Annotated in this window: 15 protein-coding genes and 2 pseudogenes; 11 read left to right on the top strand and 6 right to left on the bottom strand. The window is 52.6% G+C overall.

The features are described from left to right. Positions 1 to 27: 27 nt before the first annotated feature. From Q1B46_RS17070 to Q1B46_RS17060, 3 genes and pseudogenes are all read right to left on the bottom strand, one after another. Positions 28 to 1,701, bottom strand: coding sequence for a hypothetical protein (locus tag Q1B46_RS17070; RefSeq protein WP_299949842.1), 1,674 nt, complete (start codon positions 1,699 to 1,701; stop codon positions 28 to 30). After that, positions 1,694 to 2,683 (bottom strand): glycosyltransferase family 2 protein, encoded by a 990-nt coding sequence (locus tag Q1B46_RS17065; protein ID WP_299949840.1) that lies wholly within the window; start codon positions 2,681 to 2,683, stop codon positions 1,694 to 1,696. The genes Q1B46_RS17070 and Q1B46_RS17065 overlap by 8 nt, the downstream gene beginning before the upstream one ends. Before the next feature lie 339 nt (positions 2,684 to 3,022). Continuing rightward, a pseudogene (locus Q1B46_RS17060) lies at positions 3,023 to 3,706 on the bottom strand (IS6 family transposase). A gap of 504 nt (positions 3,707 to 4,210) precedes the next feature. Between Q1B46_RS17060 and Q1B46_RS17055 the strand changes: the two are divergent. The 5 genes from Q1B46_RS17055 (at position 4,211) to Q1B46_RS17035 (ending at position 11,117) form a co-directional block, all read left to right on the top strand. Continuing rightward, the gene (locus Q1B46_RS17055; RefSeq protein ID WP_299949838.1) at positions 4,211 to 5,050 is read left to right on the top strand and encodes an EamA family transporter; all 840 of its coding nucleotides are present in this window, start codon (positions 4,211 to 4,213) and stop codon (positions 5,048 to 5,050) included. Between the two features lie 18 nt (positions 5,051 to 5,068). After that, the gene (locus Q1B46_RS17050) at positions 5,069 to 6,598 is read left to right on the top strand and encodes a sulfatase-like hydrolase/transferase (RefSeq protein ID WP_299949836.1); all 1,530 of its coding nucleotides are present in this window, start codon (positions 5,069 to 5,071) and stop codon (positions 6,596 to 6,598) included. A gap of 233 nt (positions 6,599 to 6,831) precedes the next feature. Continuing rightward, on the top strand, positions 6,832 to 7,851 hold the full coding sequence (locus tag Q1B46_RS17045; protein ID WP_299949834.1) for a putative 2-aminoethylphosphonate ABC transporter substrate-binding protein: 1,020 nt from the start codon (positions 6,832 to 6,834) through the stop codon (positions 7,849 to 7,851). A gap of 132 nt (positions 7,852 to 7,983) precedes the next feature. Next, entirely contained in the window at positions 7,984 to 9,099 is a 1,116-nt protein-coding gene (locus Q1B46_RS17040; RefSeq protein ID WP_299949832.1) for a putative 2-aminoethylphosphonate ABC transporter ATP-binding protein, read from the top strand. Further along, positions 9,096 to 11,117 carry a putative 2-aminoethylphosphonate ABC transporter permease subunit gene (locus tag Q1B46_RS17035; RefSeq protein WP_299949830.1) on the top strand — a complete coding sequence of 674 codons (2,022 nt, stop codon included), beginning with the start codon at positions 9,096 to 9,098 and terminating at the stop codon, positions 11,115 to 11,117. The genes Q1B46_RS17040 and Q1B46_RS17035 overlap by 4 nt, the downstream gene beginning before the upstream one ends. Before the next feature lie 15 nt (positions 11,118 to 11,132). Here Q1B46_RS17035 and Q1B46_RS17030 read toward each other — a convergent pair whose 3' ends face one another. Continuing rightward, the gene (locus tag Q1B46_RS17030) at positions 11,133 to 12,038 is read right to left on the bottom strand and encodes a LysR substrate-binding domain-containing protein (RefSeq protein WP_299949829.1); all 906 of its coding nucleotides are present in this window, start codon (positions 12,036 to 12,038) and stop codon (positions 11,133 to 11,135) included. 120 nt (positions 12,039 to 12,158) lie between these two features. On the opposite strand from Q1B46_RS17030, the gene Q1B46_RS17025 reads away from it, so the two are divergent. From Q1B46_RS17025 to Q1B46_RS17005, 5 genes are all read left to right on the top strand, one after another. Further along, entirely contained in the window at positions 12,159 to 13,346 is a 1,188-nt protein-coding gene (locus tag Q1B46_RS17025) for a 2-aminoethylphosphonate--pyruvate transaminase (protein WP_299949827.1), read from the top strand. A gap of 18 nt (positions 13,347 to 13,364) precedes the next feature. Then, positions 13,365 to 14,609, top strand: a complete 1,245-nt coding sequence (gene phnA / locus Q1B46_RS17020; RefSeq protein ID WP_299949825.1) for a phosphonoacetate hydrolase — start codon at positions 13,365 to 13,367, stop codon at positions 14,607 to 14,609. Positions 14,610 to 14,612: 3 nt separating this feature from the next. Then, complete coding sequence (phnY, locus tag Q1B46_RS17015) at positions 14,613 to 16,076, top strand: phosphonoacetaldehyde dehydrogenase (RefSeq protein ID WP_299949823.1); 1,464 nt, start codon at positions 14,613 to 14,615, stop codon at positions 16,074 to 16,076. A 107-nt stretch (positions 16,077 to 16,183) separates the two neighbouring features. After that, positions 16,184 to 17,536: an aspartate aminotransferase family protein gene (locus tag Q1B46_RS17010; protein ID WP_299949821.1), complete on the top strand. Its 1,353-nt coding sequence runs from the start codon at positions 16,184 to 16,186 to the stop codon at positions 17,534 to 17,536. A gap of 84 nt (positions 17,537 to 17,620) precedes the next feature. Further along, entirely contained in the window at positions 17,621 to 19,285 is a 1,665-nt protein-coding gene (locus tag Q1B46_RS17005) for a Na/Pi cotransporter family protein (protein ID WP_299949819.1), read from the top strand. A gap of 438 nt (positions 19,286 to 19,723) precedes the next feature. Here Q1B46_RS17005 and Q1B46_RS17000 read toward each other — a convergent pair whose 3' ends face one another. Further along, a complete protein-coding gene (locus Q1B46_RS17000; protein ID WP_299949817.1) occupies positions 19,724 to 20,080 on the bottom strand; it encodes a ParB/Srx family N-terminal domain-containing protein in 357 nt (118 codons plus the stop codon). Between the two features lie 190 nt (positions 20,081 to 20,270). Then, positions 20,271 to 21,713, bottom strand: coding sequence for a hypothetical protein (locus Q1B46_RS16995; RefSeq protein ID WP_299949815.1), 1,443 nt, complete (start codon positions 21,711 to 21,713; stop codon positions 20,271 to 20,273). Positions 21,714 to 22,335: 622 nt separating this feature from the next. Here Q1B46_RS16995 and Q1B46_RS16990 point away from each other — a divergent pair. Next, positions 22,336 to 22,588 (top strand): annotated as a pseudogene (locus Q1B46_RS16990) (IS6 family transposase); the annotation flags it as partial. Positions 22,589 to 22,701: the final 113 nt, after the last annotated feature.

The raw sequence follows: 22,701 nt of genomic DNA, 5'->3' as shown, positions 1-22,701 counted from the left end.
GGGCCAAAACAAGGGTCTTACTGAAGATCATAGCGAAACCATCGGAAAACCGACATAAATATCGCGGCCGAGGCTATGTGGCGCAATCGGTGCGATACCAGTATCCCAAATCAGTCTGACAGCTGTTCCGGGCTTTCCTGTCAGTTCCAGCGGGGCTGCATCAACGTCAAGGACAATACCGTTGGACACAACGCGGTTGTTGACTTTCACCGGGTGCTCGGTTTCGACCCTGTACCGCCCCGGAAATGGGACGGTCAGAGCAACCACGTCGTCGGTCAATGTTGTCTCCTGACCCGCCAGCCAGATTGCTCCGGCATAATGCACATAGGAACGCCGCAACACCTCTTGATCCTCGGGTAGCAAAACTAGGGTTCCGGCTATTGATACTGGCGATTCCATTGTCCGCACAAGTGCGCCTTTGCTTGCGATCAGCAGCGGTGGCCTGACCCGTTCAATGATGTCCGCGAACACGGGTTGCATAGCGGATCTGTATCGCGTGATCCCCCAGCTGGACATGAAGAAGCCCGCTTTGGGGAAAGAAGCCATCATATTGCTGTGGTCTATGTAGGGTACCGGCTGATCAAACAGACGATGAACTTCGGCAATTGTGGCACGCTGAGTTTGTGTGCCCTTGGGCAGATACAGACAGAGTTGCGCGCCAGCACTGATGACCATGACCGCGAGCAGACGGTACAATACCTTTGGCCGGGTTATACGTTGGACACCAACAGCGACCGCGATCATCAGTAATGGCGTCGCAAACGGAAAGAAATATGGGTAAGCATTGCGGTAGAATACAACCGACAGAAACGGCGTCGCAAACAACAGAAGAACAATGATGCATTTTCTTCCCCGTTTGGCTGTTAGTCCCCAAATCGCAAGCGCGACTTGTGCAAGGCTGAACAGAATCCAGTTCAACAGTTCCAACGAACGCGGAAACAGCCCACTTTTGAGAATGGTGGTGCTTAATGCGGATTTGGCGTTTGTCGCGGTGTCCATTCCCTCGGCAATTGCCATGGTGGACGAATGCCACTGATACAGCAGTAGGCTCAAACCTGCAGACAGCAGGCCGGTGCCCACAACTCGCAGGGCGACGCCGCGATCTTCAATCCTCCATAAAAGAGCGGCGAAAAAGGCCGGTAGATACAACACCGACTTAATCGTCACGAGAAGCGCCAATGCGCTGAGTGCGGCGACCAATATGATCTGGAACCCCGCCATGCGGGTGGTCAAAATGATGGCGATGGACGACGTCAGAAACGCTGTAGCGATCGGGTCGGCCCGAAAACTGGTCCCATGCGGCAGCACATAGGCCGAGGTCAGGAAGGCCAGAACCGCAATCCCGGCACTACGTCTGTTAGTGAATTCTCGGGCGATCCGATGAATTGAAAAGCAGGTAACAGCCAGGAACCCGATCATGACGAGGCGCGCGGCGAAAATCTGCGTCATTTCATGACCGGGGACTTTGTCGAGCCACGTAAACCCGTGCACGAAAAAGGTTTGCAAAGGCCGGTCTAGTCGTCCGTCGAGAAAAGCGTGCACGCGTGAGAGGAAATAAAACTCGTCCCAGTTGACGTTTTGCGTATAGGCCAGCACTGCGAACAGCCCAAATGCGGCTGCTGCAAACAGCCATTCCACCCGAAAATCGTCGCTTGGACGCGACCTTTCGGTAACGAGGTGGCCGGTCAGAGCTTTAGCCATTTTCTGCGGAGTCAACGGCCTGAAAACGCATCACATCTGCCGGTTTATGCGGCGCGCGCAGCAGATCGCGCGCTCTTATGTCTTCCAGTAAATTTCGGTTGGCGGCGATCAGATCGGCCAGAATTCCCACCGCAAACATGATTGTGGCCATCGCAAGCAAAACACCTGATAGCACCAAAGATTGCACGTGGCCCGCACCGCCATCGGTCATGTAGAACATGACAAAGCGCGCTACGCCAAAAAAACCCGGCAGCGCGAATATCGCCGTCAGGGTCAAAAAGAACCGCAGGGGCGCATAGATCACGAAGACCCGCAATATCGTACGCGCCGAACGCATCACATATTCCGTTATCCCTTTGAACAGGCGCGATGGGCGGGTGACAGTATTGACGCGGACCGGGACAGAAGTCATCGGAATCTTGTTACGGCCCGCCTGAATGATGGTCTCTATGGTGTATGTATATGTATTCACGACGCAAAGGCGCGCGGCCGCTTCCCGGGAATAGGCCCGGAAACCACTTGGCGCATCAAGTATCTCGGTGCCGCTGGCGAGACGGACAACCCAACTTCCAAGCCGCTGCAGGGCCTTTTTGACCGGCGAAAACGTCTCGATCTGCGAAATCGGCCGAGCACCAATTACTATTTGCGCCTGGCGTTCCTGAATAGGAGCGATCAGGGCCGGAATGTCAGCGGCGCAGTATTGGTTGTCGGCATCGGTATTCACAATCACGTCGGCACCTAGGGACAGCGCCTTTTCAATACCCAACGAGAAAGCACGAGCCAGCCCCACATGGCTGCTCATCCGCACAACGTGATCAGCTCCTGCCTGCCACGCGGTAGCGACTGTCTGATCAGTAGAACCATCGTCGATCACAAGAACTTCAACTGTACCGACCCCGGGAATGGACCTCGGAATTTCACTGATTGTCTGCGCGATCGTTTCCTGCTCATTGAGCGCTGGTATCTGAACAATAAGTTTCATTTTCTCGATTCGACTCTCAAATCCACCGGCGACAATTGCCTGCAAATCGCGGCGAAATTATGGTTCTCTATGGTAGTTCCGGCTCTGTCGGGTTCAAGGAGATTGTTTCGTAATATACCACAATGACCAGGGATTGCGCTATATAGGCCCAACTGGACCGAGCGTGCATGTGTGGACTCCTCCGGGAACGCAAGCAGAATCTTGTGATGAATTTGGGAAATGCGTTCGAGTTCCTACGTGTGTCCGGCTTCTGGTTGCAGCGCTTCTAACTGCGGGCCCTTTTGGATGGTTCTGTTGTAAGTTCCGTTGAGAGCCGGATAGAAGGGGCCGGCGGGCTGACTATCCTGCCAGTTGGGCGAACTGCTGAATCGGTCGGAATCCGGGCGTGAATTGACCCCTGCGGATCATGTTGACCAGCTCTATGCCAGCCAGGACAGAGGCAGCTGAAGCGAAAGATTTGAAGCCCAGCATGAGTCTGGTCCTTCGTTTGATGAAACGGTGATCCTGTTCAACGATGTTATTGAGGTACTTCCGCCTGACTATCTCGATCGGGATTGAGCAGCCAATACCTTCCAACATCTTGTTTATGGCCTTGATGCCATCGGTGTTGGCGCCGCATTTGTCGATGACGATCTTGCGCTGTAATCCGTTCACCTCAAACGCGCAGACGAAAACCTTGGTCGCCGCAACTTTATCCCAGCCCTTAAATAGCATGAGGTCCAAGGTCTTGCCGTGTTTGTCGATCGCTCGGTAAAGATAAACCCATTTGCCTTTGACCCGCACATAGGTTTCATCCATTCGCCACGAACGGTCTGCGGGACGCTTACTATACCGCGCTGCTTCCGCAATGAGGCCGGCATATCGACTGACCCAGCGGCTCAGAGTTGCATGATCCAGATTAACGCCATGTTCCGCCATGATTTCTTCCAGATCCCGGTAGGAGACACCGTAGTACAGATAAAAGAAGACCGCGTGTAAGATAACATCCTTTGGAAAGTGCGCGTCCTAAAATGAGACCGTCACGGTCTGCTCTTGTCATGTTCGAGTGCGCGCTTCCAGAAATGCACTCGACCTGACAGGTAGGGACGAAGTTTGCGATAGAACAACTAGATCCACCGCAATCGCTCAATCTGGTCATCGTTCTCCAAAGAATGCAACAAAACCCTTCGGCTAGTTAAACTTCGCAACAGAAGTCCTTGAAGAGCCCCTTCAGATAAAGTGTGCTGCTCGGGAAGCTGGAACCTCGATTCGCTAGCTTGAAAGGAAATTCGTGGCAACGACAGGACTTGCACTAAAGGCCCACTCTCTGGAGGAACGATTGGAACTGATCGGTGCGATTGTCGGGTTCACCAATCTGACGCTGCCCGAGGTGGCATTGTGCCGTGGGATTGGGTCTTACGCGACGCTTTCGCATAACCACAAACAACGGTACGGGCGAACTCCGGCCTGCGAATGTGCCCTGATGTACCCCCCAGAAGTTCGAAGCTTGATGTGCCGCTGGCGTTTAAGACCTTTCGTCAGGTTCCAATGACAACTCACGCGCTTCTCATCGTTTTGACTGCCGCATTTCTGCACGCGCTTTGGAATGCAGTTGTCAAAGGGGCACCAGACAAAACCATCGTTCTGGGGTTGGTCGCGCTTGGCCATGCGATTCCGGCGCTGTTTGCGTTGCCGTTCATCGGTTTGCCGGTTTGGGCGGCTTTCCCGTTCGTCTTCGGCTCGACCCTGATCCACTGGGGATATTACTGGTTTCTGAATACCGCCTACAAACATGGTGATCTGTCGGTGGTTTACCCCATCTCACGCGGGATGACGCCGATCCTAGTCACGGTGGGTGCAATTTTATTCGCGGGCGAGTTTTTGCCACCAGTCGCATGGATCGGTATCGTCTGTATCTCTGTCGGTATAGGTTGCCTTTCCTTAGCCGGATTGGGCAGACACACGAATTGGATTGCCGTAGCGGCAGCGTTTGGTACGGGTGTGATGATTGCGTCTTATTCGATTGTAGATGGTATCGGGATCCGGCTTTCCGGGAATACGCTGGGATATATCGCTGTGCTATTTGTTGCTGAGATATTTGTCGCCGGGTTTATCTTCACAACCCGATGGCGGCGTTTGGTGGCACTGCCCAGACGTTATGTCTGGGCAGGTCTGGCGGGCGGTGTCATCTCTGGTTTGGCCTATGGCCTTGTGCTCTATGCCAAGACGATTGCGCCTCTGGGGGTAGTGTCCGCACTCAGGGAAAGTTCTGTTATCTTTGCGTCAATCATTGGCGTCATGTGGTTTGGCGAAGGGCCAAAATCTAACCGGCTTCTGGCTGCGACCATCGTGGCAATCGGGATTGTGGTTCTGGCAATGGCACGATGAGGGGATAGGAGGAAAAATTTGCAAACAGATGATGGCAACGCCCGCCCAAATGTCCTGCTGATCGTCATTGATCAGTTCCGCTATGATCTTCTGGGGCAGGACGGTTTGGGTCGGGTCGCGCAACTGCCCAATCTGCGACGGTTGCAGGATAACGCGGTCAGTTTTGCCAATCATTTTACTGTCACGGTGCCTTGCGGACCCAGCCGGGTTTCCCTTTTCACGGGGCAATATGCATTCAACCACCGGGCCGTCAGAAATGGCACTCCGCTACGGCATGACACTCCGAACCTCGCGCACGCAATGCGACAGGCTAACTATATTCCGCGAATGTTTGGCTATACTGACATTACTCGTGACCCCAGAGCTTTGCCTGCGGATGACCCGCGACTTCAAAGCTACGAGGAACTTCTTCCTGGTTTTGAGGAAGAACTAAGAATGCGGATGGAATCGGATGTCAGCGCCTGGCTTTCGCATTTGTCACAGCGGGGGATAGACCTGCCCCCTTACCCCGACACCTATCAGCCAATTGGCCCGGCGATGACGGATCCGGCGCTTTATCCGGCGGAGCTGAGCGATACGGCGTTCCTGACGGATCAATTCCTGACCAGGATGCAGAGTATCGAGCAGGGATGGTTTGCCGCGCTGACCTATATCCGGCCGCATCCCCCGCTTGTGGCACCTGCGCCTTACAATCAGCTCTACGACCGGCAAGACATGCCCGCGCCGCGTATAACACAAGATCCATTGGGTGATCGGCACTGGCATCCGTTTTTAGCTCCGGCCCAAGACCGGCAACCGATCTCAAGCATGGTTGTCGGGTTCCCTGATATAAAGAACAGCGCGGAAACCGTCGCCCAATTGAGGTCTCTCTATTTGGCGCTTGCAACCGAAGTTGATCATCATATCGGGCGCGTGGTCAGCTGGCTCAAGAGTTCGGGCCAATGGGACAATACTATTCTGGTCGTCACTTCTGATCACGGTGAGATGTTGGGTGACTTTGGTCTTTGGGGGAAAGGCACGTTCCACGATGCCGCGTTTCACGTCCCGCTGATTGTGCGTGATCCCGCACGCCCTGACATGCACGGTGAGGTTCATTCTGGATTCACGGAATCCATCGATATACCTGCCACCATTCTTGCAAGAGTAGGCGCGGAAGTCCCCTCGTCGATGAACGGACGAAGCCTGCTTGGCATTCTGGATGACACTGAAAAGGAAGGCGCAGACCACAGCTTTTCCGAATTCGATTTTGGCAATCCGGTGAAGCCGACCCCGTGGATGACTGAACTTGGCCTGAACTCGAGGCAATCCGGTCTGGGCATTCTGCGCACGAAGAGGCACCGCCTGATTGAATTTGGTGCCGGGCTGCCGCAGGTGCTTTTTGACATGGGCGGAAACGGTGAAACAGAATCCATCGCGACACGGCCCGAAAATATGCCAACGCTGCTTGATCTGACCCGCAAAATGCTGAACCACCGCATGATCAATGCAGATCCAACATTTGCACGGACTCTGGTTCGTGTCGGAGGTGTCAAGATCGGGCTGCACTAAGTGGATGCAAATCACCCGAATACAATCCTTTGAAACCAGCGGTTGCGACGCCAAGTTTCATCGCCGTCGTCTTTAGGTCAGTGGCATCCAGTTCCATAGGTTATGCTTATGACATCGAAGGTATAATCGATTTTTCTTGAAGTTTTTATCTGTCAAACTGACGATGCACAAATGTGAATTCGAACGCCGCGCGAGAATGGCGAACCTGACATAATCACCAACAGAGGATCACAATGAAACACACAGCATCATATTTCGCAGCTTTGGCGGTCGGTGCGCTGACGGCAACGGCTGCAGTTTCGGAAACGGAATTGACAGTATATACCGCCGTCGAGGCGGAAGACTTGGCCCGGTACGCTGAGACATTTAACCAAAGTAATCCCGATATCAAAATCAACTGGGTCCGCGACTCGACCGGGATCATTACTGCCAAACTGCTGGCAGAACGGGACAATCCGCAGGCTGACGTTGTGTGGGGACTGGCGGCCACGTCGCTGCTGTTGCTCAAATCGGAAGGCATGCTTGAACCTTATGCGCCGGCAGGTGTGGAAGAGCTGGACGTAAAGTTTGTCGATGGCGACAACCCACCTGCTTGGGTCGGAATGGACGCATGGGTAGCGTCAGTTTGCTATAATACAGTTGAGGCTGAAAAAGCGGGGTTGAAACCACCGACATCTTGGAAAGATCTGACTGACCCGATGTATAAGGATCAGGTGATCATGCCGAATCCGAATTCATCAGGTACAGGGTTTCTCGATGTTTCCAGCTGGCTTCAGATGTTCGGCGAAGACGGCGGTTGGGAATACATGGATGCACTGCACGATAATATCGCAAGATACACCCATTCAGGTTCCAAACCCTGCAAACTGGCAGCCGCAGGTGAAATTCCAATCGGCGTGTCCTTTGCGTTCCGTGGTGCCAAGTCCAAAGCGGACGGCGCACCTCTTGAGATCATCGTGCCTTCTGAGGGCGTGGGTTGGGACATGGAAGCAACTGCAATTGTTGCAGGTACCGCAAATCTCGAGGCCGCGCAGAAGCTGGTCGATTTCACGGTCACCAAAGAGGCCAACGAAATGTACAATACCGGATATGCAGTCGTGGCCTATCCAGGTGTTGCAAAGCCAGTTGAGCACTTCCCAGAGGGTCTTCTGGATGCAATGATCGACAATGACTTTGAGTTTGCCGCCAACAATCGCGCGGCAATTCTGAAGGAATGGCAGTCTCGCTATGACGGAAAGTCGGAAGCGAAGTAAATTCATTGGCAGGAGGGGCTTTTGTGTCTCTCCTGCGCACCGTTCTCTTGTTCCCAATAATGCAGCTTACACACCCGGTTCCGACCGGCCAGAATTGGCCGCGCCCGAGGTGCAGATGTGAGGACCTCTCCCGTGCTTCAGAAAACACCACCCGGTGAACTGTATCTCAGCATCCAAAATTTGTGGAAAGCGTTCGGCAGCTTTCTGGCGCTCAAAGACATCTCCCTTGAAATCAACGAAGGCGAATTCATTTGTTTCCTCGGCCCCTCCGGCTGCGGTAAAACCACTCTTCTGCGGGCGATCGCAGGATTGGATTTGCAGACCAAAGGTACGGTTATGCAGGATGGCAAAGACGTCTCCAATTTGCCACCGTCCGAGCGTGATTTTGGGATTGTATTTCAATCCTATGCGTTGTTCCCAAATTTGACGATTGAAAAGAACATTGCCTTCGGCCTTGAAAACACGGGCCGCAGCAAGTCGGATATCGCGTTCCGAGTCAGCGAACTGCTTCACTTGGTGGGTCTGCCAGAACAGGGAAAAAAGTATCCTGCGCAATTGTCAGGTGGTCAGCAGCAGCGCATTGCGTTGGCCCGCGCGATTGCGACCAATCCCGGTCTACTATTGTTGGATGAACCGCTTTCGGCACTGGACGCAAAAGTGCGCGTCCATCTACGTCACGAAATCAAAGAGCTACAACGCAAATTGGGCGTGACGACTGTTATGGTTACGCATGATCAGGAAGAAGCCCTGGCCATGGCGGATCGGATCGTGGTCATGAACCATGGGGTTATTGAGCAAGTGGGATCACCCACGGAAATCTATCGCGAACCAACTAACTTGTTCGTGGCGGACTTTATCGGAGAAATGAACCAGATCCAGTCTCAGGTAACCAAAGGCGGTCGACTGAGTGTTGGCGAAAAAACCTTTGCGTGCCTCAGCCACACATTCAATGACGGAATGCCGGCGATTGCAGCAATCCGACCGGAAGATATCATTCCGCACGAGGCAGGATATCTCGATACCGGGGGCAATCGGAACTGCATTGAGGTTACTCTCGACGAAATGGAATTCCTCGGTTCGTTTTGGCGATGCCGTTTAAGCAACGAGCGATTTGGATCTTCGGAACTGATCGCGGATTTTTCGATCAATGCCGTGCGCCGCCTAGAATTGGAAGAGGGCCGTAGCATGGTGATCGAGCTGCCCGAAAACCGGTTGATGGCCTTTGATGTTCCGGAGACAACATCATGACCGAGATTTCAACCAACCCGGGCACCCTTCCAGCCGGGCCTGACATCAAACCCAAGCTCAGCAGGGATGACATCCTGATGCGCGGAAGCATGATCGTGATCGCGCTCTATCTGGTCGCGACGTTGGTTCTGCCGCTTTACACGATGCTTTCCAAGTCATTCTCAACCTATCGGATGGAATTGTCGCAATACGAGTTTCAGGTCAGTGACGAGTCAGGCAATTTCGACGGGACTATCCAGTCGGCTGAAACGCTAAACGAACAAACCGGCGCTTTTTCAGACACTGATCTGGCGACAGGCTCAGACGGGCGCCTATCGGTAACAGCGCTTTTCCCCAATTTTAGTTTCCGCAGTCCGGTTATGTACCAGATCCGCAACACGAGTGACACCGGGAGGTTTCTTGTCGGATCTACGCTGCAGGACGGTACGGATTGGGTCACGCTTGATTCCAATGAGTTCCGTCGAGTTCAGTTGAGACCGGTCCAGTCGCGAGGTTTGGACAATTTCGTCAACTATTTCTCGACACCGGCACTGTTCAACTCAGTCAAGAACTCCCTTTGGATTTCTGTGCTCAGCACTATTGTCACGGTAACGCTGGCGTTTTGGTTTGCCTATGCGCTGAACCGCAGCTGCATGCGCTTTAAGGGTGTGTTTCGTCTGATTGCGATGGCCCCGATCCTGGTACCTTCGCTCTTGCCCGGTATTGCGCTGGTTTATCTATTTGGCAACCAGGGCATGATCAAAGAGTTGCTGTTCGGCGCCAGTATCTATGGCCCGATCGGAATCGTGATAGGCTCGGTATTTTTTACCTTCCCCCACGCATTCCTGATAATTTCAACGGCGCTCGCAATCTCGGATGCGCGTCTGTACGAGGCTGCGGCTAGCCTGCGTTCGACCCCGTGGCGCACATTCTGGACGGTGACCGTTCCTGGTGCCCGCTATGGCCTGATCTCAGCGGCCTTTGTGGTATTCAACCTGGTGATAACTGATTTCGGCCTACCCAAAGTGATTGGCGGCCAGTTCAACGTTCTCGCGGTAGACATCTACAAACAGGTGATTGGCCAGCAAAATTTCGAGATGGGCGCTGTTGTATCGGTCGTTCTGGTGATCCCGGCAATCCTGGCTTTTACGATCGACCGCATGGTGCAATCTAAGCAGGTTGCTCTGTTGTCGGCCCGGTCAGTTCCCTACCAGCCAACCCCAAACCGAAAAACAGATCGAATTTTTCTGGCCTATTGTTGTTTGATCGGCTTGTTCATCGTCGGGCTGCTGGCTGTTTGCCAATTCGCGGCATTGATCAAGTTCTGGCCTTACGACCTGAGCTTGAGCCTGAAGAACTACGATTTCAATAAGATGGATGGAGGCGGCTGGGGCTCTTACGTCAATTCGATCAAGCTGGCGCTTTTGACGGCCGCGATCGGTACCTCTGTTGTTTTTTTTGGTGCATATCTGGTTGAAAAATCGAACGGATTCAGAACCGGCCGGGCGATCTTTCAGATGTTTGCGATGTTGCCTATGGCGATACCGGGAATGGTTCTGGGCCTATCCTACATCTTCTTTTTCAATAACCCGTCCAATCCGCTGAACGGCATCTATGGAACAATGGCGATATTGGTAATCTGTACGGTGACGCACTTTTATACCGTGTCACATCTGACGGCAGTGACAGCACTCAAGCAGATGGACAGAGAGTTTGAGTCAGTATCATCTTCGCTTAAGCAACCGACGATGAAGTTGTTTGCACGGGTGACGGTTCCGGTATGTCTTCCAGCTGTCCTGGACATATCAATCTATCTGTTTGTCAATGCGATGACGACCGTGTCGGCGGTAGTGTTCCTCTACTCGCCCAAAACCACACTGGCCTCTATCGCGGTGCTGAATATGGATGATGCCGGAGATATCGCACCCGCTGCAGCGATGGGGATGATGATATTTTACACCAACGCGGCCGCCCGGATCGTTCACCTGATTGCTTCAAAAGGAATTCTGAAGCGCACACAGGCCTGGCGAAGCCGATAATTGCCGCGTCACAGGTCAGATCCCCGCCAATAAAGCATTGGCGGGGGCTTCTCTTTCTTCAAATGTGTTTTGAGCGAACTCCATAAAGGACCGAATAATCTTCACATCTCTGCGCTGAGAAAGTGAGATCATACTTTCTCCCATCTGAAGCTTGATATCTTTTAGTCTAATCTGCCGAAGCCGATCATCATGGCCATACTCGGCTTCAGAGACAAATCCAATGCCGGCACCAGATGCCACCAGTTCCCGGACAGCTTCGCGGCCTTCTGCAACAATCGCCGGACGTAAGATAATCCCATGCTTTGCCGCCTCTTCTTCCAATTTCTGGCGGGTTTTGGAACCTTCTTCCCGGAAAACCAAAGGCAGATCGGCCAACTCTTCCAAGGACAGAGTTGGCTTGGACGCCAATAGGACCCCCTGCGCTGCAAAAGCCACGATTTCGGTGGACCCCAAATTCAGTATGTCCATGTCCTTGCCGGGGGACAAGCTTCCAACAACACCAATTTCAGCGTTGTACGATCGCAGTTCTTCGAGGATTTCTTCTGTATTGCCAGAGCGAACGGTGATCGTGATCTTTGGGAATTTCTTTTGGAATGAACCCAGGAAGGGCGTCATGTGATGGGCTGAATCGGCGATGATCCTTAGTTCGCCATCGATCGCTGCCTTGGTTTCGGAAAGATAGTCCTCGATCTGATCCTCGATCTCAAAATATTGCTTTGTATATCGGTAAAGCTGTTCGCCTTCAGGGGTAAGGTTTACGCGTTTCCGTTCGCGCTGGAACAGCAACAGGTCGTGGTCCTGTTCCAGCTTTCGAACCTGCTCGGAAATCGCAGGCTGGGTCAGAAAAAGAGCCTCTGCCGCACGGGAAAATCCGCCATGTTTGGCCACGTAATGAAAGGCTTTGAGCTGGCTGTGTCGCATTTCTGTGTCCCAAGGGTTGGCGCATAGGCTGTGCTTATGATTAGATTGATATTTGCAATTTCACATATACCTGCCGTTGCTGCAATTGTGTTCATGAAAACGCTGTTCTGGAGCTTGGTAATGACGCCATCCAAACCAAAAATTGAGCAACCGCGCCTTGGTGAACCTTACCTTTTGACACCCGGTCCATTGACCACGTCCTATGCAGTGAAACAGGCCATGCTGAGGGATTGGGGAAGCTGGGACGATGACTTTCGCGCCATGACACAGGAAGTTCGGTCAAGCCTGCTGGATCTTCTTGGTGAGGGCGCTAATGAGTTTGATTGCGTGCCAATGCAGGGCAGTGGGTCGTTCTCGGTCGAAGCGATGCTGGCGTCTTTCATTCCACGGGAAGGGAAGGCGCTGGTGTTGGCCAACGGTGCTTACGGGCAACGCTCGGTCCAGACGTTGCAGTATCTGGGCCGGGAACATGTTGTGCTGGACAAGGGCGATTACTTACCGCCAAGAGGTGATGAAGTTGCGCGTATTCTCGCGGATGATCCTGACATTACCCATGTGGTTGCAATTCACTGTGAAACCAGCTCGGGCATCTTAAATCCTGTCGAGGAAATATCAGAGGTCACGTATGCTGCCGGGCGCAAGCTTTTGATCGACTCGATGTCGGCCTTCGGGGCCATCGAGCTCAAGCCTACCGAAATACGGTATGAGGCAATGGTGTCTTCGGCAAACAAATGCATCGAGGGCGTCCCGGGTTTTGGGTTCATTGTAGCGCGTAAAAACGAACTAGAAGCCGCAAAAGGCAACAGTCATTCTCTTTCGTTGGATGTGCATGCTCAATGGGCGCATATGAACAAGACTGGTCAATGGCGCTTTACTCCCCCGACGCATGTGGTCGCAGCCTTCATCGAAGCGCTGAGGTCCCACGCCGCTGAAGGAGGCGTTCCAGGTCGTGGCGCCCGCTATACCCGCAACCGGGATGTTATCGTCGCTGGGATGCGTGGACTGGGCTTCGAAACACTGCTTGATAATCGATGGCTGAGCCCGATCATCGTTACCTTTTTTTGTCCGGCTGATAAGAATTTCGTGTTCGACCAGTTCTATAACCTGATGAAAGAAAAGGGGTTCATTATTTACCCGGGCAAGCTGACCGTCGTCGACAGTTTCCGCGTCGGATGTATCGGTCAGATGGATGAAGACGTTATGCGTCAGGTCGTGAACGCAGCAAAACAATCTTTGGAAGAAATGGGCGTGACGAGCGCTGCTCCGCCCCCCCAGGCACTGGAAGAACGCGCCAAGTTGGCTGCCTAATTATCAAGGAAAACACAGATGACCATCCAAACTCCTGTCGAAGCAAATGAGCGTGTCTATCCGACGCCCAAGGTGCCCGCAATTGCCATCTGCCTTGATGGATGTGAGCCCGAATATCTCGACGTCGCGATTGCGAAAGGGCTGATGCCCAACCTCAAACGTATTCGGGAAGAGGGTACAGACCGGCTGGCCCATTCCGTTATCCCGTCATTCACCAATCCTAATAATCTGTCGATTGCCACCGGGCGTCCACCAATTGTGCATGGAATCTGTGGCAACTATCTCATTGATCCCGACAGCGGCGAAGAGGTGATGATGAATGATGTGCGCTTTCTGCGTGCGCCGACCATCTTTTCCCAATTCTATGACGCGGGTTTCCGAGTGGCGATGGTTACTGCCAAGGACAAACTTCGTGCACTGCTGGGTTCCGGGTTGAAATTTGACGAGGGCCGCGCCGTTGCCTTTTCATCGGAACGATCGGGTGAGACTACCATGGCCGAGCATGGCATTGATGATGCCAGCAAATGGCTGGGGATGGACGTTCCCGAAGTCTATTCGGCCGAGCTGTCCGAGTTCGTATTTGCCGCTGGCGTCAAGCTGCTGAAAGAATTCAAGCCCGACGTCATGTATTTGTCGACCACCGACTATATTCAGCACAAGTTTGCACCCGATCAGAAGGGAGCACTGGATTTCTATGCCATGTTCGACCGCTATCTGGGCGAGTTGGATGAATTGGGGGCCGCCATCGTAGTGACCGCTGATCACGGCATGAAGCCGAAGCATTTGGCGGATGGATCGCCTTCAGTGGTTTATGTGCAGGATCTGATGGACGAATGGTTGGGCAAGGACGCAGCACGGGTCATACTTCCGATCACCGACCCATATGTTGTGCATCATGGTGCACTCGGTTCTTTCGCCACCGCGTATTTACCTGACGGCGCGGATCAGGGTGACATCATCAGAAAACTCAAGGCCACTAACGGCATCACCCATATCCTGACCAAGGCCGAAGCGATTAAGCGGTTCGAACTACCCGGCGACAGGATTGGCGATATTGTAATGGTTTCCGGCGAAAACATCTGCATTGGTACGTCCGAGCACCGCCATGATCTGGCGGCACTCAAAGAGCCACTGCGCAGCCATGGCGGTTTGACCGAACAGGAAGTTCCTTTCATCGTGAACCGCGTCATTGACCTGCCGAACCAACCTGTGCTGCGTAATTTTGATGCCTTTTTCTACGCAACAACAGCGGCGGCGCAGTAAGCTATGAAAGATCAGACCATGTCGAAAATCGAAGTACGTAACGAAGGAATGCGGATCGGTGGCGAGATCGTCTTTACCGAGGAAACCGTTCCCGTTCTCTATCCGTACACAAACGAGGTTGTGGGTCATGTTCCCGCCGGCACTGCAGAACACGCGCGCAGAGCATTTGAAATCGCCGCTGATTACAAACCCAAACTGACCCGGTACGAGCGCAGCCAGATTCTGCAACGGGCCGGTGAGCTGATCGGTGAGAAACGCGTTTACCTTGCGAAATGGCTGACGCTGGAACTGGGCATTTGCCACCAGCACGCAATCTATGAAACCAAGCGCGCACAGGATGTGTACCAATTCGCCGCCGCTGAAGCGCTGAAAGATGACGGTGAAATTTTTTCGTGCGATCTGACTCACAACGGCAAGGCGCGCAAAATCTTTACCAAGCGCGAGCCGGTAAAAGCAATCAGTGCGATCACGCCATTCAACCACCCGCTGAATATGGTCAGCCACAAGATCGCGCCATCGATTGCGACCAATAACTGTATGGTTTGCAAACCGACGGAACTGACCCCGCTGACGGCACTGACGCTGGCTGATATCCTGTATGAGGCTGGGTTGCCGCCCGAGATGTTCCAGGTTGTCACAGGCTGGCCCGGTGACATCGGTGATGAGATGATCACCAACGAACATATCGACATCATCACCTTCACTGGCGGCGTGCCCGTGGGCAAGATGATTGCCGAAAAAGGCGTTTATAAACGCCAGGCGCTGGAACTTGGTGGCAACGATCCTCTCATTATCCTCAATGACCTCAGCGATGTTGATTTGGACAAGGCGGCAACGATTGCTGTTGCAGGCGCCACTGGAAATTCCGGTCAGCGCTGTACGGCCGTCAAGCGCATACTTGTGCAGGAAAGTGTGGCTGACAAGTTTGTGCCGCTGGTTCTGGAGAAAGCCAAGAAGATCAAGTTTGGTGATCCGCAGGATCCTGAAACCGAACTCGGCTGTGTGATCCACGACAAGGCGGCGGAAGTTTTTGAAAACCGCGTTCTGCAGGCGGAAAAAGAGGGTGCGAAAATTCTCTATCACCCCGGCCGCCAGGGAGCGTTACTGCCGCCAATCGTTGTCGACAAGGTACCTCACGACAGTGAGCTGGTGATGGAAGAAACCTTTGGCCCGATCATTCCCATCGTACGCGTGCCCGACAATGATGAAGAAGTGATGGCGATCTCGAACTCCACCGATTTTGGCCTGTCCTCAGGCGTGTGTACCAACGATCTGAACCGGGCGATTGCCTTTATCAACGGGCTGGACGTGGGTACCTGCAATATCTGGGAACAACCGGGTTATCGAATTGAAATGTCACCTTTTGGCGGCATCAAGGACAGCGGAAATGGTGTGAAAGAGGGTGTCATTGAGGCGATGAAGTTCTTTACGAACGTCAAAACCTACTCACTGCCCTGGCCTAATTAAGTTCTTTGCCGCATCCCGCTGATGGGTGTGGCATCAAAGTACCTCCCCAGAGTTGGCGGACCTTTCGGGATCAGCCTTTTCAAAAAGGGCGGCAACGAGGAGCGGATATGCCACAAATTGTCCACACCGAAGGGGAATCCAACACATCCGAGGCGCGCAAAGCCTGGCAGCGAAAGTCCATGGGACCAAAATCCTTGCCGCTGCTAAAACGCGATGCCAACGTGTTTCTACACCAATCGCTCTCGTCACCCTGCGTCAGCACGATTGCAAAAGCCGAAGGGATATGGATCGAAGATATGGAAGGTCGCCGGTACATGGACTTCCATGGCAACTCGGTGCACCACATAGGATACGGCCACCCGCGTTTGGTGGCGGCCATCAAGGCGCAGCTTGACGATCTTCCTTTTGCACCCCGCCGCTTTACCAATGACCCGGCGGTGGAATTGGCTGAGAAGCTGGCAGACATCGTGCCCGGCGACTTGGGGAAAATGCTTTTTACCACCGGCGGCTCTGATGCCAATGAGGTTGCCCTCAAGATTGCGCGCGCAGCTACCGGCCGGTTTAAAACGATCAGCTTCTGGGATGCTTTTCATGGCGCAGGCTTCGGCGCGGCAAGCGTTGGAGGAGAGGCGACGTTTCGTAGTCATATTGCTGGCCCCCTCTTGTCCGGCACCGAACATGTTGCCCCCTTTGTTTGCTATCGATGCCCATACAATCACGCGGGCCCCGAAACCTGCGGGCTGGCCTGTGCGAAAATGGTCGAATATGTCCTGGAGCGAGAAGGAGATGTTGCGGCAGTCATAGCTGAGCCGATGCGCGCGGTGCCCTATGTGCCCCCGCCCGGTTTCTGGAAATCCGTGCGCGAGGCCTGCAATCGTCACGGGGCGCTTTTGATCTTGGATGAGATTCCAACAGGTCTTGGTAAGACCGGCAAGATGTTCGCGTTTGAACATGACGAGATCATCCCCGACATCGTGACACTCGGAAAGGCGCTTGGCGGCGGCATCCTGCCCATTGCCGCCTGTGTTGCCCGAAACAATCTGGACGTTTGTGCCGACTTCGCAATTGGGCACTATACACACGAGAAAAACCCGGTTACCGCCCGTGCCGCCTTGACGACAATTCAGATCATAGAGGATGAAGGATTGGTCGGTCGGTCGGCTGAATTGGGCCAACATGCAGTCGGTCGTCTGATGGATGAGCTGCAGAACGTTCCAATCGTCGGCGATATCCGAGGACGGGGCCTGATGTTTGGGATCGAGATCGTTGAGGATCGTTCCAAAAAAACACCGGGGAACGCGCGTGCCGAACGGATTTATTACGCCTGCTTGGAAGCGGGGTTGAGCTACAAGATCAGCCAGGGATGCGTGCTTACATTGTCACCGCCGCTGACTATTTCGCAGGCAGATCTGGATCGCGCGATAGACGTCGTCACAACTGCGATCAAGGATGAAATTTGAACACCGGGCCGCAGTGGAGGCGGCACAGGTTGTCACTGAGACGTGTCGCCTTGAACTCAGTCAGCTGATTGCTCGGAGGATATAATGGCGATAGTCAGCTTCCTGATCAGCCTTGCCGGCGCGACGATGTTACTGCTTTTTGCGGTTCGAATGGTGCGCACAGGTATTGAGCGCAGCTATGGTGCGTCGTTCCAGCGAGTTATGACGAGACAGCACAGTTACCCGCAGGCCTCAATTGTTGGTCTTACGATGGCGATTGTATTGCAAAGCTCTGCAGCTGTGGCGCTGTTGACCTCGGGGTTTGCTGCCAGCGGCATGCTGAGTTTTCCCGCCGGGTTGGCAATAGTGCTTGGGGGCGATCTGGGTTCGGCATTGATCATCCAGCTCTTGTCGTTTCGGTTGGACTGGCTCGTTCCAATGTTGCTGGCGGTCGGAGGTTATCTGGTCGTTAAAACCGAAGCCAAAAAAGCACGCCAACTTGGGCGCATCCTTTTAGGCGTGGCCTTTATCTTGATCTCACTTCGCTTCCTGCGCGAGGCGATGGATCCCATTCGGGACAGTGCGTTTTTGCCCGCGGTGGCGGAATATCTGGCGCGCGACTACATCACCGCATTCCTTGTCGGTGGTGCTTTGGCGTTTGTCATGCATTCTTCGGTCGCTGCCATCCTTATGTGTGTGACGCTTGTGCAGATTGGCGCGATCCCATTTATCGCTGGTATGTCACTGGTATTCGGCGCGAATTTCGGCTCGGCATTCATTCCGGTTTGGCTAACCCGAGGAATGCCCGTTATGGCCCGGCGAATTCCCTGTGCCAATCTGGTGCTGCGAGGCAGTTGGGCTTTGGTGAGTATATTTGCGGCGAACATGGCTCTGCGAACTGGACTGTTGGGCGACCCGCAAGGCGGGCAGATGCTGGTGAATGTGCACTTGGTTTTTAACCTTTCACTGCTGTTTCTTGCGTTGCCGTTTTGCGGATGCTTGCAGGGCCTATTTGAGAAGCTCTTGCCCGATCAGAAGAAGGAACAGAAATCGCAACACGCGCGACCTGTCAGCGCACTGGACATAGAATATGTCGCAAGCCCCAGCCAGGCTCTACCGAGCCTCAAGCGTGAACTGCTACGAATGAGCGATCTAATCGAAACCATGTTCCGGCCCTCGCTGGAATTGTATCGCAGCGGAGACAAACAGCAGATTCGAGCGGTACAGGTTATCGATGAAGACGTGAACAAATGTCTATCCGAGATTCGGGCATTCGTTTCCGCGATACCGCCAGACGTATATGAGAAAAACGAAGCAAAATCCGCACGTGACCTGCTGGAATTCGCGATCCGGTTGGAGACGGCCGGGGACGTCGTGGCCAAACGCTTGACTGTATTGGCGGGTGAAATGCGGGCCAAGGGATCGAGCTTTTCGAAGGAAGGCTGGTCCGAGCTTGTTCAGATGCACGAAGGTATTCTGGGCAACATGAAACTGGCATCGAACGTACTTATTTCAGACGATCTGGAAAGCGCCCGGCTTCTCAGTCTGGAAAAAACCGAAATCAAGCGCGTGGAACGCGACAGTCGCAAACGTCACCTGCGCCGGTTGCAACACGGGACCGCAGCAAGTTTCGAAACCAGTGATATTCATTTGGAGACGTTGCGGGCTTTCCGGGAGTTCAATGGCCATATTGCATCTATTGCTTACCCGGTTCTTTACCAAAACGGCCAGCTTCTGGAGACACGATTGATCAAAGAAATTGCAGAGTAAGTTGGTGCTACACAAAGTGGGTTCTGTTGAGAAGTTTTAACTGGCGGCTATACCCGCCGGTCCTACGGGATTTCTTCATTAAGAAACTGCGTATCAAAACCGTCGGCTCATACAATGCCAAGGTTCAAAATGTCCACCAATTTTGCGACGATACCTCCCAGTATGCCAGTGGAAACGTACCTGACCACGTCAGATCGTACGGTATTCAGTTTTCTGTCCAAGCTGATGATGGATCAGCCCAATCAGGCGTTTTGGGAAGAGTGAACTTCTTAAGAATAGGTTCGTTTAGGATTTTGACCTTCAATGTTCAATCTTCGATGCAACTGCCGGCAGCTGACAATACACTCTCTATCAACACCTCCACTTCGTTGATCTAGCAGCGCCAATCGGTGTTGCGTCAATTCAGGTCTTTGAATTCTTGGGCTAGTATTGAAACAACTAGTTATCAACACACGGGATTTTTACCCAGCCCGACAAAATGGCATTTGCGACAGTAGAGTTTCCGTCGACCACCAACCATCTGGATGAGTCCAATTTTGAAACAGTAACAGGCTCGCGTTTCTTTTGTTGACCCATGAAGGCACTTTTCATGAGCTTGTTTGCAGATACCATACCGTCAATACGCAGTCGGCTTAGGACTAATTCTGAAACGGGTAGCAACAAAACCTGGTTGCTGAATTCAAAGTACGAATGTGGATCTTCTTCCAGCGTGGTCAACTTGGTGTGAGATTCAATATCCACGTGTGTCTGGCCAACTTTCCCACTATCCTGTAATATAGGAAAAATTCTTTGCATCTAACTACCTTACTAAAGCCTTGATTGAACTGAATATTGCATTTGCGCACAGTCTGTAACCAAATTGTCAAAACCTCTGGAACACTTTGGTTTCTTGAGTTATCTCTTGGGTACAGGCAAGAATTCTAAAAGAGGAAAAAATATGGCTCGTCCTATCTTCCCAAATTCAGGTACTGACAAAAAGATTCTCTTAGGCTCGATCGGCTGAGTCCTCCAGTTGTAGAAGTCTTCTCCATGCCAAGCGCGTATGGAGTTTGTAAAATGTTTCGGCCAGCTCGACATCTTGTTTGCGCGCCGTGACAAGACCCTCTTGGATGCTTTCGATTCCTTGGCTAACCTCACTTGAGGTGCTGGCGAATGCAACCATCATCATTCCTCTTAGGTCATGAAACGCGGACGGATCAAGCGCTTCCAGTTTGGAGCAATCTTTGATTAAGCTTTCGACCTCAGATCTGGCGGTCTCTCGTTCGGCTGCTTTGGATTTTCGAAAATATTCTCGTTCAACTAAGAAATTTGCGAGATTAAATTTCGTCACCGCCAAGTCATCGCGTGGCATTGCGTCGCCAATTTTTATTATCTCTCTGCTTTTTTCGATAGCTATGCTTGTCTCGGAAAGGGCCATCAAAGCCAATGGTGCCAGCCACAGTTCCGAATAATCTGCCTCATAGTTGCCACTAGCAATCTCTCGAAGGCACACCGATACCCAGTCTTGGACTCGCACAACGCCATATGTATGCGCATCTCTGTCCTCGGAAATCAAACCAAGGTACGCAGATAGCAGCCAGCCTGACCGAAGATCTTCCAAAGCCAGACGACGTGTTTCCTTGATTGCGAATTGAAAGATGGGGGATTCTCTGGCGCATATCGAAAGTTCATCCTTGTTCTCTTCGATATATTCGAGCGTCTTTTTTGCCCGCGCATCAAAGAACTCAGACTGTTCTTTCCAAACCGGAAGCAGCTCGAACATTCTGAGCCTGGCTGCTTTTCGCCAACTCGAATCTACATTCCATCTCTCAGAGATCAGATCCCTGATAGTTTGGCTTTGAATTTCAATGGCATCAAGCGACGTCGCAAGGGTTTTCATCAAACCATCCAGCCTGCCATCAAGCTCGCCCTCTGGTTTGTAGTTCAAGTCATGCATCTTAATAGAAAGAGCATCATGCAACATCGTCTTTATCTGAATCTCGCAACAGGCGTCTGGGAAAGCTGGGTTTTCCGAGGTTACATCTAGATGAGTGGCGAAGTACCCGGGCCTTTCGATCGTCTCGCACTTCAATTCGACTATTTGGAATTGTGCGAGATCGGATACAAGCTGGTCGACTATTTTGGGTATCTGGTCAGGATATTGCGCAACAAGTGTTACACCGACAATATCGGTGACATTGTGAGGTTCAAATTCAATCCGCTTTCTTCGATTTCGAGTGATCTTCTCGGCAATTTTAACATCGGTCTTGAAAACATCCCCCTTCTGTTTTTCGTCGCGACCATAGACACGCACGACACAATTACTGCCAAGTTTCCGCTTTACTTCGTCGCATGTTTCTTGAACGACTTTGAGCAAGTCTTGGTACCAAATTCTTCTCTGGGCCGTCAGGAAATCTAATACTTCTGCATAAACGGTGTTTTCAATCACGATTTGCTCCAATTCACTCAAGTTTCGCCACAACTTTAGCCTTGGGCCTAATTCTAAGGGGCCGTTCCACTCCGGATTGTGCTAAAGTCCGATCCAATATGACCTAATGAAAATTCTTCCTGTACCCTAGAAGCTGGTCTGCATTTCTACAAGTATGTGCTGTCCTTGAACTGGCTCGTTTGCGAAGCATTAACCATTTGCCTTCGTGCAGTTAGAGCGTATCCGATTGGAGGTCTTAAGCAGTTGAATGCTTGCTCATGATTTCCGTCAAAAGTGCACTGTATCCGATGGATGTGATCTTGTTCGCGGTCTTCTTTCTTATTCGCAACGGCGTGTTATACCGCGATCTGGAAGAGATCATGTACGAACAAGGGCATTCTGTAGATCACACCAGGCTGAACCGAAGGGTCACGCGGTATTCCGCTGCAATCGATGAATCATCTAGTCGACGGAAAAGCTCCCGCGACCGATCTTGGTGAATGGACGAGATTTATGAAAAGCGAGAGGTGCGAAGGTCTATCTCTACTGAGTTGTCGACAGTGAGATGGGTCAGGAATGTATCCGGGGGGGTCATCTCCACAACGAACGGAAAGACGCTTGATTACATGCCCCCCGGCATCCTAATCAACCCGCTGCTACTAAGTTCTTCGCCCGAATGTTGGAGGTCAATGACCATCCAAGAAAGATCGCCATCAACAAAAGCGACGCCAACGCAGCGTTCCATCGTGCGACGTAGTCGACCGATGCCAGGGCCCAAAGCCCTCGCGTCAGCAGCTGTGACGCTGGACGGGATCGAAGTGGGGCTCATGATCCGCAAGGGTAAGCTCAAGCCCGGAACCTGCCCATTCAATCTATTTGCTGCACTGGCTGCCTGACTTCGGTGTGCTCGCCAGAATAGCTTTGCGCGCTCAGAATTTTGCAACAAAGCCGTAGGATAGGCTTTTGGTTTAGAAATCTGGCACTGTCTATGGGGGATACTCATCTACGC

It is taken from the genome of uncultured Ruegeria sp. (assembly GCF_947500045.1).
In the GTDB taxonomy this organism is placed as follows: domain Bacteria; phylum Pseudomonadota; class Alphaproteobacteria; order Rhodobacterales; family Rhodobacteraceae; genus Ruegeria.
Note: the sequence above shows the minus strand (reverse complement) of the source record. Positions and strands in the feature narration are given on the sequence as shown.